This is a genomic window from Endozoicomonas sp. SESOKO4, from assembly GCF_024606275.1.
Genome location: NZ_JAHHPS010000616.1, coordinates 1 through 12,003, shown reverse-complemented (window position 1 = coordinate 12,003; position 12,003 = coordinate 1). Strand labels below are relative to the sequence as shown.

The 12,003-nt window shown below is 45.2% G+C and carries 10 protein-coding genes; 6 read left to right on the top strand and 4 right to left on the bottom strand.

Going from position 1 to position 12,003, the window contains the following annotated elements; translation table 11 throughout:
• Positions 1-486 (bottom strand): alpha/beta family hydrolase (locus tag KDK16_RS12025; RefSeq protein WP_373690986.1); only part of this gene is annotated, 486 nt, incomplete at its 3' end.
• 102 nt (positions 487-588) lie between these two features.
• On the opposite strand from KDK16_RS12025, the gene KDK16_RS12020 reads away from it, so the two are divergent.
• The 5 genes from KDK16_RS12020 to KDK16_RS12000 all read left to right on the top strand — a co-directional run bounded on the left by KDK16_RS12020 (position 589) and on the right by KDK16_RS12000 (position 6,301).
• Positions 589-2,070, top strand: a complete 1,482-nt coding sequence (locus KDK16_RS12020) for an MATE family efflux transporter (protein ID WP_257253801.1) — start codon at positions 589-591, stop codon at positions 2,068-2,070.
• 71 nt (positions 2,071-2,141) lie between these two features.
• Complete coding sequence (locus tag KDK16_RS12015; protein ID WP_257276302.1) at positions 2,142-3,095, top strand: Dyp-type peroxidase; 954 nt, start codon at positions 2,142-2,144, stop codon at positions 3,093-3,095.
• Positions 3,096-3,243: 148 nt separating this feature from the next.
• On the top strand, positions 3,244-4,248 hold the full coding sequence (locus KDK16_RS12010; RefSeq protein WP_257276301.1) for an HlyD family secretion protein: 1,005 nt from the start codon (positions 3,244-3,246) through the stop codon (positions 4,246-4,248).
• Positions 4,245-5,174, top strand: a complete 930-nt coding sequence (locus KDK16_RS12005; protein ID WP_257253798.1) for an ABC transporter ATP-binding protein — start codon at positions 4,245-4,247, stop codon at positions 5,172-5,174. Before KDK16_RS12010 ends, KDK16_RS12005 begins: the two co-directional genes overlap by 4 nt.
• Complete coding sequence (locus KDK16_RS12000) at positions 5,174-6,301, top strand: ABC transporter permease (RefSeq protein ID WP_257253797.1); 1,128 nt, start codon at positions 5,174-5,176, stop codon at positions 6,299-6,301. The genes KDK16_RS12005 and KDK16_RS12000 overlap by 1 nt, the downstream gene beginning before the upstream one ends.
• A gap of 67 nt (positions 6,302-6,368) precedes the next feature.
• On the opposite strand, the gene KDK16_RS11995 is transcribed toward KDK16_RS12000, so the two are convergent.
• From KDK16_RS11995 to KDK16_RS11985, 3 genes are all read right to left on the bottom strand, one after another.
• The gene (locus KDK16_RS11995; protein ID WP_257253796.1) at positions 6,369-6,986 is read right to left on the bottom strand and encodes a hypothetical protein; all 618 of its coding nucleotides are present in this window, start codon (positions 6,984-6,986) and stop codon (positions 6,369-6,371) included.
• Between the two features lie 542 nt (positions 6,987-7,528).
• On the bottom strand, positions 7,529-8,398 hold the full coding sequence (locus KDK16_RS11990) for a hypothetical protein (RefSeq protein ID WP_257276300.1): 870 nt from the start codon (positions 8,396-8,398) through the stop codon (positions 7,529-7,531).
• A gap of 481 nt (positions 8,399-8,879) precedes the next feature.
• Positions 8,880-10,574: a hypothetical protein gene (locus tag KDK16_RS11985; protein WP_257253285.1), complete on the bottom strand. Its 1,695-nt coding sequence runs from the start codon at positions 10,572-10,574 to the stop codon at positions 8,880-8,882.
• Between the two features lie 587 nt (positions 10,575-11,161).
• Here KDK16_RS11985 and KDK16_RS11980 point away from each other — a divergent pair.
• Positions 11,162-12,003, top strand: an 842-nt coding sequence (locus tag KDK16_RS11980; RefSeq protein WP_257276299.1) for a hypothetical protein, incomplete at its 3' end; no start/stop codon positions are given.

Here is a 12,003-nt window from a genome sequence, read left to right as displayed (position 1 = left end):
ACCTGGTGCATGGAATGGGTACCCCAGGCATACGACACCTCTCAATGAAAGACCAGACACCTCAGACACCAGCAGGCTGGCCATGCGTCCGCCCATGGATTTACCGCCAATGAAAAGAGGGCCGTTATAATCCTTTTGGATATATTCAATCACGTCCTGCCAGCAGTGCAATAATTTTGGTTGCCTGTCCGGTGGTCTTTTTTTACCGGTTTTCCTTCGCTCCCGCATATAAGGGAATTCAAAGCGCACGACACTGATACCTTCAGCCATCATCAAGACGGCCATTTGATTCATGAAATCGCTGTCCATAGCCGCACCGGCACCATGGGCCAGAATCAGTAATGGAGACCCGGTTTCAGCCCGGTTCCAGATAAGATCCATAAGATAAACAGTCCAGAGGAAATAAAGCGTTTGATTGTAACGCCATTTACCCGACCCGTCGCTGCGATCTGAACTAAGCTGGTCGAAGCGCAATGTCCTGTTCATTGATCAAAGCACGACTCTTTCTATCTTATATGTTAACGACTTTGGTCGTTTTATATCCAACTGACCGGAACACTTCATACGGTGTCGAAACGGAAGCCTGTCATGACCCATGCCCGCTTTACTCAGGGTTCAACAATGAAGCACGTCATTGTCATGAGCCTCAGCAATGCAGCAGGCATCACAACGCTGTTTTTTGTCGACCTGCTCGACCTCTTCTTTCTCAGTCTGCTCGGTGAAAAATTTCTGGCTGCAGCTATTGGTTATGCCGGCACCATCCTGTTTATCACTTCGGCTCTGGGTATTGGCTTATCCATTGCCGCCGGGGCCCTGGTCTCCAGATCCATTGGCAGCCACAACCGGGAAAAAGCGTGTCAATATCAAGTAAATATCTGTTTCCTGGTGCTGTTAGTCAGTATCACGCTGGCCATCGTTTTCTGGCTTCTGATCCCTGAACTGGTGACTTTGCTGGGAGCCACCGGGCGAGTTCATGAACTGGCCGACAGTTACCTGCATATTGTGATTCCCTCCATGCCTCTGGTCAGCTTGTCCATGACCCTCGGTGCCGGGCTCAGAGCCGTAGGAGATGCCAGGCTATCAATGACATCGTCACTCTCAGCCGGAGCTGTGAATGCCATACTGGACCCTATACTGATCTTTCTCCTGGAATTGAATATAGAGGGTGCTGCCATTGCTTCAGTGATGGCTCGTGCCACAATGTTTGCTATTTCCTTTTACGGCATTTTCTATAAACATAAACTCTACTCCCCCTTCCGTCTTTCCCAGTTTGGCAAGGATCTGAGAAACATTCTGGCAATCACCCTCCCTGCCATTGCCACCAATCTGGCCATGCCTTTCAGTGGCGCCTGGATGGTTCGCTATATGTCGCAGTACGGCAATAGTTACGTAGCAGGCTACTCAATCATTAACCGACTGATACCTGTCGCCTTCGGTGTCATTTTTGCCCTGTCCGGAGCAGTAGGACCTATAATAGGCCAGAATTTTGGGGCGAGACGGATGGGCCGGGTCAGGGAGTCGCTTCGAAATGCTATCCTCTTCACTGTGCATTATGTCATTGTCATTTCAGCCATACTGTTTTTCTTGCAGGACATTCTCATTCAAGTGTTCAGAGCCACGGGGGAAGCGGCCAGCCTGGTGTCGTTTTTCTGCGACTGGATTGCCATTAGCTTTTTGTTCACAGGTACTCTGTTCGTCGCCAATGCTGCCTTTAACAATCTGGGCAAACCCGGATACTCAACCCTCTTAAATTGGGGTCGGGCGACACTGGGTACCGTTCCTTTCATCTGGGTCGCCTCTGCATATATGGGGCCCTATGGCGTACTGGTGGGTCAGGCAGCCGGAGGAGTCCTGTTCTCAGCCATAGCCATTTGGCTGAGCTTTCGAACTATTGACGCCATTGAATGCAAGATTACCCGACAGGACACGATTGCCAGCCTTATGACCCGTCAGGAGGAAACCACAGCTTGTCCTTTCCAGCCGATGTCATCAGAATGTTCACAACTGGCACAAATGGCTGAAGAAGGTGAGTGCGAAGAGGCCGGTAACCTATCCGATAAAGCCAGATAAGTGTATTGACCCGGAACCTAAACCCCTTCATGCTATGCAATGGCACCAGACAGCGAACAGACAGGTTGCCATTGTTTCGAAAACTGACGTCAGAGTTGGAAATGAGCACACCACAATCAGGAATTACTCCAGAAGCCAATACCGATGCCTGCTTTCTGGTTTTAACTATCAGGCAAGATCCAGACAGCCTCACACAGATTAAAAAGACCTGTGCGCTGATACCACAGCTGACACGGGATCTCAGCGAACAGTACCCCGATGCCAGGCTGACCTCCACGATCAGTATCGGCAGTCAGGCCTGGGACGCTTTGTACAAAGCCGCTAAGCCAAGGCTTCTCGCTCCCTTCAAAGCCGTGACAGAAGGTGACCGGACTGCACCTGCCACTCCCGGTGATCTGCTGCTCCATATCCGTTCCAATCGTCGAGATATCAATTTTATCCTGTTGCACAGAGCTATGGATCATTTTGGACAAGCCGTTGACATTCAGGAAGATGAGACAGGTTTCCGTTACCTGGACGGTCGCGACCTGACCGGATTTGTAGACGGCACCGAAAATCCACAGGGAGATAACAGGGCCAGCGTCACTCTGGTGGGTGATGAAGATCAATCGTTTGCCGGAGGCTGCTATATCCATACCCAGAAGTGGGTTCACTCATTCAAAAAGTGGGACAAACTGGCGGTCACTGAGCAGGAAAAAGTGATCGGCCGCACCAAGGAGGACGACATTGAATTCAGTGGCGAAGAAAAAGCGCCAACAGCTCACGTAAAGCGTTCCAACGTCAAGGACAGTGGAGGCAAAAGTATGGAAATCCTGCGTCACAGTATGCCCTATGGCAATGCCAGTGAAGGCGGACTTTACTTTGTCTCCTACTGTCGCACTCCGACCCATTTTGACAAAATGATGGAGTCCATGGTCAAGGCCGACAGGCATGGTCACTATGACCACTTGATGGATTATTCACAGGCCACCACTGGCTGTGCATTCTTCGCGCCCTCTGTTGAGTTCCTGACTTCAGCTACCTGATCGACTTCTAACTGTAATCAGAGTACCGATGTTCCCCCGCTTCCCAGGCGATTCGGTACTCGCTGTCTTCCCTGCTTACCAACCTCAGTTCCATTTCATGGTGGCGCAGACAGTAATAGGTCGTCTTCTCATTTTGTGACTACATTTGATGGATGTTCATCGTCACAGTAAACGCTTTCACTCTATGAGCAGATTGATAAAAAGTCATCTGACTTTAATTGGCACTACCGTTCTGTCACTTTTGCTTTCCGGCTGTTTCTCTTCCGACAACCATCAGGCACTGGGAACCCTTGAGCGTGACAGAGTCACTCTGACAGCGACCGCTTCGGAGTTGATTACAGAGATACTCATCCATGAGGGCAACCCGGTAAGAACCGGTCAAGTGATCCTGAAGCTGGATGATCGCAAGCAACAGGCAGCCGTTGCTGCGGCCCTGGCCGAAACAGAACGGGCACGAGCTTATCTGAGTGAAATAGTCAACGGCGCCAGAATGGAAGACATAGCAGCAGCAAGAGCCAGTGTCGGGCAAATAGAAGCCCGGCTGGTGGATGCCAATAAAACGTTCCAGAGAAACGAAACACTGTTAAAGCGCAAACTGATCAGCCAATCCAGACTGGATCAGGCGAGAGCTGATCGTGATGCTCTCATGGCAGAAAAAGTAAATGCCAGAGAAAAACTCCAGAGTTTGCTCAATGGCAATCGCCCTGAAGTCATAGAACAGGCAGAGGCTTCCATGAAAAAGGCTCTGGCCAATCAGTTTCTGGAACAGAGAAAGCTGGAGGATCTATCCATTTATGCCACAAGAGACAGCTGGCTGGATAGTCTGCCCAGACACTTGGGAGAGAGAGTTTCAGCAGGCAGCACTCTGGCCATCCTGCTGTTGCATGAAGCACCCTATGCACGCATTTACGTTCCAGAGCCCCGCAGGGCCGCTGTTCACGTGGGCGACCACGTGACGGTACATATTGATGGCGTCAAAAAATCTTTTCTTGGTCAAATACGCTGGGTTTCTCTGGACCCGGCCTTCACTCCCCATTATGCCCTCAATGAAAAAGAACGCTCCCGACTGGTTTACATGGCCGAAGTACAGCTTCCGGAAACCGCTTCTGATTTGCCATCAGGACTGCCTGTGCAAGTGGACCTGCCCCTGTGAGCCGACAGGCCATCTCAGCCAAAGGGCTGACCCGCTGTTTTGGTGATTTCATGGCCGTAGATCATCTGAACCTGAACATCGAAGAAAAGACCATTTTTGGTTTCCTGGGGCCCAATGGCAGTGGCAAGTCGACTACGCTCAGAATGTTAACCGGTTTGCTGACACCCAGTCAGGGTGACGTTCGTGTTCTGGGGCTGGAAATACCCAAAGAGTCGGAAGCACTTCGACAGCGACTGGGCTATATGACCCAGAAATTCTCTTTGTACGACGATCTCTCCGTCGAAGAAAACCTGAAGTTCATGGCACAAATTTTCAATCTGCCGGGCAGAGAGGTCAATAAACGCATTGACAGCCAACTCACTACCTATGGTCTGGACCAGCGCCGCAAGCGTATGACAGGCAGCCTCAGTGGCGGGCAGCGCCAGCGGCTCGCCCTGGCAGCAGCAACATTACATAAACCCGAATTATTGCTACTGGACGAACCAACCTCAGCGGTAGACCCTCAGAACCGACGTGATTTCTGGGAAACTCTTTTTGACCTCTGTGATCAGGGAGTCACTATTCTGGTGTCCACTCACTACATGGATGAAGCCGAGCGTTGCCATAGTCTGGCCATTCTGGAGGGAGGTATTAAGCAAGCCGAAGGTTCCCCCAAGCAGCTCATGGCCGATATGCAAGCCAGGGTTTTGGAAGTAGACGGCACCGAACTTCGGCTGGTCAGGGAAGCCCTGACAGCCCGACCTGAAATTTTATCCTCGGCCCAGCAGGGAGCCCGCCTGCGGGTTCTGATAACCAATACAATCAGTGAGCCTGAAGTCTGGTTGCGAAGCCAGTGGCCAGAAGAAATGAAAGACAGAACCATTGAAAGGGTGCGCCCCAGTCTTGAGGATGTATTTGTTCATTGTACCCAACAGCGGCGGCAGTAATGGAAAAGCTTTCAACTCTGTCGGGCATGACCAATAGCCTTCAAAGAATTGCCTCGATTCTAATGAAAGAATTACGACAACTGTCCCGTGATCGCGCCACCTTTGCCATGATCGTCATTATTCCTCTCATTGAATTGCTGCTGTTTGGCTTCGCGATCAATACCGATGTCAGAGAGATACCGGTCACTGCTGTGGATAACAGCCGCACTTACTTCAGCCGCGCTCTGATGGATGCACTGGAGGCTACTCAGGTGATCAGAATAGTTCGTCAGGATGCACGTCCACAGGGAGCAGAAGAAGCACTCAAGAGTGGAAAAGTAAGAGCTGCCCTGATTATTCCATCCGACTTCATCCAGCGCTTAAACGATGGCAGAACCGGCGCGCAGTGGCTTATTGACGGCTCAGACCCTATGATCAGCTCGGCCATTTTAAAGCTCCAGACGATGCCTTTCCGTGCCACTGCCGGGATTCAGCCTGAGTCTTCGGGCGCGCTTTTTAAAATCGTTCTTTACTACAACCCGGAGCAACGATCCGTTGTCAATATTGTTCCGGGTCTGGTTGGCGTTATTTTGACCATGACGATGATTATGTTCACATCTGCCGCACTGGTGCGTGAACGAGAGAGGGGCAATCTGGAACTGCTGATCGCGACACCGGTTCACCCTATTGAGCTAATGATCGGAAAGATCATTCCCTATATTTTTGTAGGGTTTATTCAGACCGGCATCATTATGTCACTGGGCCACCTGATTTTTGATGTGCCCTTTGTCGGCAGTATTATCCAGATGCTACTGGCTACCATGCTGTTTATTTCTGCAAGCCTGACCCTTGGGCTGATTATCTCGACCATTGCAGAAACACAGTTGCAGGCCTCACAAATGACCATTTTCATTCTGCTGCCTTCGATTCTACTGTCAGGATTTATGTTTCCTTTTGAAGGCATGCCAATAGCGGCTCAATGGCTGTCTGAACTCTTGCCTGCAACCCACTATATGCGGTTGATGAGGGGGATTATTTTAAGAGGAGCAGAGTTACAGGGCATGACGACGGATGCTGTTTATCTGGGCGCTTTTACTATCGGTGGCTTAGTGGTCGCGGCAAAACGATTTAAAAAGAGCCTTGATTAGATGGGGTTTATGCGACCATTAAAAATACGACAGTGCTATTGATTGCCTTGCATGATCTACCCTATTATCAGTCTTCTTCATGAAAATTGAGAAAGACTCTAAAAAACGACTTTAGATAATTTGGCAACAACGTCAGTATATCTTCTAAATTAAATTGATGTTCAGTAAAAACAGCAAGAGCCTTAATAGTAAGTAAGGGCAGAGACATTATAATGGTATTGAGTTCGGAAATGCTATTGGGGGGTGTTGGTATATTGTGCATTAACATCCGCTCCCAATAATAATAAACAGCTACATGCAGCCACCTCTTATCAACTATTGCCATATTATAATCCCACTTATGACCATTTGGGCCATCATGAGCGACTGCGCCATAACTTAATAATGCAACAATCTGACCTATACTTGAAGTGTCGCCTAAAACATGTCTTATGTTCAGGCCATTATATCGGTAGGTACGAGTAAAGGTATTTGGGTCAGCACCATGTTTGAGCAGAAAAAGCAGCATCTCTAATGATCCGGTGCTGATTGCAGTGGGAACTGCATCTGCATCTTTTGCCAGATGATAACCCTGATCGATCAGCTCTTTAACTGCTTTAAAATCATTCTCAAAAATAGCCTCAGTAAACCCTCCTGCCAAAGAAAATTGCGTGGAAAAAATGAGCATAAAAAAAAACAATCTCATCGTATAGCTTCTTTCGAATATAGAGTTTGAAATTTAGTACGATTATGACCAGGAGCAAATAAAAACTACGGCTCATGCCTATTTTTCAGCTGACTTAAATAGCTTTTTTACCAACCTCTATTTTACTGTAAACCAACAGGGAGCACCTTTTTTCTTTCAGTTTTTTAACCGCAAAGCAGTGATTTAGGATAGTCATTTCCTCAGAAAAATAATGCCTCCATCATTTTTATGAAAATCCTGAACTTTTCAGGAAAAATATGAACCAATAATGTAATGAATTGAAATTATAAAGAATGATTTACTCGCATTTGTCATCAACCAACTTGCAGACCAATCCCATTGGGACAGATCCGCCCAAGGCTTACGCACCAGCATTATCATTCTTATTTAGCCCTACAATATTTCTTCGGTCAGTCTGGTGCAGCGGTTTTTTGAAGGGCAGGAGCCAAGGCAGGGCAGTGCTCATCATCACCAAAGTATCCAGAGGGCGGGGAGCCTAAAGTGATGTGAGCGTTCATAAAGAGCGGCCCAAACAATGCCATCTATTGCGTGGCTGAGTTGACCCTGTCCTGCGGTTTTGGTTCAGCCGCATCAATATCAGAAGGACTCCCTGCCAGATCTCCAACGTCTTTAGGGCCATATAAATAGCTGGTCCCTGGATGTTCTTGCAGCATTTCTTTTCGGGATTCAAGCTCACTGACAGCGGCTTCAACTTCAAGAGGATTTATCACCTGAAAGCTTCGGGTAGCAATATCAAATGTGATGTCAACCTCCACTCCTCCGGTTTTGGTGATATTAGCCGGACTTACACGAAAAACACTCCTGAACTCATCTTCAATGTCGTCAGTGGCACATAAATAGCTCGTCCCGGGATATTGACTCAGCATCTCTCTCCAGGACCTGGCTTCGCGGTAAGCTGCTTTAACTTCAGTAGTATCCCCAGACATGCAGACGGCTGCTGTTGTTTTGTCTGATAAAATTTTCCTGTGCAGCGAGTTAAGATGCCAGGCATAATAGGATTTAGCATTATAAGGAACATGAATGAGGAATACGCAACCACTAAGCCTTATTGCTTGAACATTCTCATTGATCCCAACCCATTCACTATCATCTATATCCAATTGTAAGATTTTATTATCATTGTTTTCAGAACTATCATCAGAAGCCTTAATAGAATACGAAGACAATGCTCTAGTCGCATTGCCACCTCTATACTGAGAGGTATCGATTAAGGTAGGGCCGTTATAACAGTATTTAGAAAATTCCGATTTAGTATCAGAGATTTTTACAAAGCGATCGGCTTTATCGTAATTAAAACATTCCGTGACGACACTCTGCCTACCTGACTTCATTGGCTGCTGGTGAGTCCTCACAGTAAATCCATTAGTTCCATAAGAGTTAAGATTATTCATAAGATACTCCTTTATCTGGTTATTGGGTTATTCCGTGGTAACTGCCCAGAATTTGCAGGCGCTTTTTGAACTTGATGCATTGCAGCCCGGAAAAATCAGCGAGCTCCCGCTCAAAATGAACATTTCTGCCCAAATAAATGAGCATCTGCATCCTGTACTAACTTAGACGCAACAAAATAAAAAAAGTTCCTGAACACTGGTTCAAAGTCGTAATGGTGCGGAGTTGATTACGATCCCGATTTTTCTGAGGTCGGCGTGTGCCTTGCGGGTAAGTGCAGTGATACCATCGAAGAAGCCATGCACCAGAGGCTGGCAACCAGGGCTTACGCACCAGCATAATCATTCTCATTTAGCCCTGCAATGAACGACCTCAGTAGCTGAGCGGTAAAATTGTGATCGCAAGAGGAGCCCAACATTTCAGTGATGATGACTGGCTCAAAACTGAGAACCTGGGCATCACAACAGGCTTTCATTTAGTGAGCTACTTATTCAGAAGAAGATGTGGAACAACGACAGTACTCCAGTCAATTTCCAACCATTCTCTCGGTATATCTTGTGAAGTTGCATTCCCACGAGTAGCTTGATTTGTAGCCAATTGACGATCAGGCATTATCAACAACCAATGATTATGAGCATGAAGTAACATCATACAATGGCGATTTTCATGCAACGCATTAACAACTTCATCTTGATTCTGAAAAATAACATCAACACCATCTGCTCTTATCAAGCTAATCTGAAAAGGACATCCCGGAGTGGGATCACTAGAAGCTATATCAAGCATTAAAATGTTTTGGTTGATAAACGGGGCAATCAGGAAACGAATATGATTATCTTCAAGCCACATTCTATCGGGATTAGATCCATTCATTTCATTAGCCATTGATACTATAAACTCACGTTCATCACCTTCCTCGACCATTTCCTGAGCCCTGGCAGAAAAATATTCAAATACTCTCTGCGCTGTTAAATCATCTGAATTTTCAGTCATTTCAGACAAAAGCTCATACCTATTACTTCTGATCCAACTCAAAATAGCATGCCAGCCACAGTAACCATCCGTTGGCATATTATGAACCTCTAATCCAAGCTCTTTTAAATATTCACTCGTATTTTTCAGACTGTTGTAAGCATCTGACTTTTCTCTTTTGAAACTAATGGAAATTCCCGTCAGAACAACACATAAGGCTTTGGCGCCATTCAAGGCTTCTGCCGAAGTATTAGTAAATTTTCTGCACACTTCATAGACATTTTTAGCAGTAGCACCAGTACTGACACAGGCACTCTCTTCAACAAAGCTTTCCATCTGGCTGTAGGTTCTGGGAAATGTCCACACACACGCATTATTTGAGCCAATCATTCCGAAAGCGCAGTAGTCTTCCTGATTCTGTATGTCGCTGGCAGCCAGTGATTCACAGGCATTTTTCTGAAATACTGTTGATGGAAAAAAAATCATAGAGCTTTTATTTTTCTCTCCTTGCCTTCGTATACCCGACTTTTCAATATCCAGGCGTACATTGGAATCTAACTGAAAGGACTGGAGATTATTATAACTCTCATTTCCAAGAGCAATAATAATTCTAATGTACATACAACCCTCTTTGCTTCTATCTATAAATTCAAGGTTCCATCCAAATCCCTCAAGGGCATCTGAAAAATAGCTTTTACAATGTTCCTTATATTCATTGTCACCAAAACACTTAAATAACAGCACAACCTCCAAATCAGAATTTTTATTAAATAATGATTCAGCGAACTTAAATTCATTTTCTTTTTGCTCCAAATACGATGTATAAAAAAGGTGATACCACAAAGATCTGGCAATAATATATCGAGTAAAGCGTCGTTCATCAGGTTCAGAATGAAAATTATGCAGTGAAAAATTATAATCACCAGAACCCTCAGCAATAAAACCTAATTCGCGGGAAGGAATAACAAAACAAGAAAACGTTTTTTTTAAATGCTTAACAAATACTACTACTTCTTTACGACCCTCTTTAAATTCATCGTTAAAATCTTTTATAAAGTAGCTGAACTCTGAATTAAATCCATAACAGCCATCCACCATAAATTTCAAGTTAGAAGGCGCAACAACGAAAAAAAGCCGTAAATCCTGAACTGCTCTTACGTCTTGCAGATAGAATACTAATAGCCAAAAAAATAATTGCCTAAACATTCAAAACTCCTGCATTGTTATTGTCTCAGAAACTGGTGCAAAGCCTACATGTTAGACTACCGTAGGCCTTTGCAATCAAGTTTTTTACCTTGGTAAGCGCTCACCGCCTGTTAAACTATCTGTCAGATAATCCCATTTCATCGCTGACATATTCCCGAATCAGGCTTTCACTCAGGTTGTTATGCAACGGAAGGGCGGATCTTTCAGTACCAGCGAGAACTCTTCTGCAATAACGGCAAGGCTTGAGCATGCATCCTGAAGGGTGCCAGAGACAGTCTGTGTCTGGATTAAAACAAAAAATCCAGATTGTACCTTCATGGTGGCGCTATCTTTCGAAGGCTCAGAAAAGTCACTCAAACATATCGCTTGTGCATTGGAACGCCATCCAGATCAGTATCATCACTTTGCTCGCTTGCCGACGTGATACACCTTATTCAACAATCTGCACAAAGTTTTGAACCTTTTCAGAAAAATATGGACTAAGAATGAAATCGTATTTTTAAAACATTATTTCCATGCATTTATCATCAATCCACTCACAGCCTCAGCCACAACCTATAAGGGCAGATACTACCTGTCAGGAAGCTGTGAGCTCGAAAAAAACAGAGCCATTGCCCACAAATGGCTCTCTTCTAGTTGAACAAAAGTGTCTTTATCACAGAAAAACAATAAAAATCAAAACGTTAGAAAAACCAGAAGGCTATTTCTCTGCTGGCGAAAAACACCAAATATCATTAATGAAAGATTATCTGGATGGCAATACCGAACATTTTAGTGGTGATGACTGGCTCTATCTGATAATAAAACTGGGTAACAGGTTTTTTAGTAGAAAAAAACAGGAAACACTCCAAAAAGAATTCAGTACAACACACAAAATAGAGAATTTGTTTAAAAAAATTGCCAAGTTACAAGCATTGAGATGTAAAATTGAAGATATCGTTCATTATTCGCACTTAGACAGACGTTTTAGATTGTATGAAGCAGCAAAAAAAGACAAGCATTTATTCCCAGCTGGTTTTCTGGATGAAATTATTGAATTAGCAAAAAACAACCTTCCCCTGCCTCCCTGTGCAACACAAGAACTTTTATACGCAACAGCCAGCTTGGATTATGACTCACGGAATCCATTTTTCTCTGACCTCATCATTGCCTGTTACAGAAACAGTCATTTTTTACCTCCAGACATTGAAATGGGGCACAAAATCGAAAAAGAAATAAAAAAACAAATTCTAAAAGAGAGTTCAAGCAATGAGGACCTTGAAATAGAATTAATGCTATCAGATAACTCCATAATTCAGAAAGTTTGTGGCGGAAGATCCATCCAGCTCACTCTTCCTGACAACCAAACACTATACCTTAAATTTCAACGAAAAGATGAATCATGGAATGAGTTCACCCGTGAACTTAAAATGCACAATAGTTTGCACCA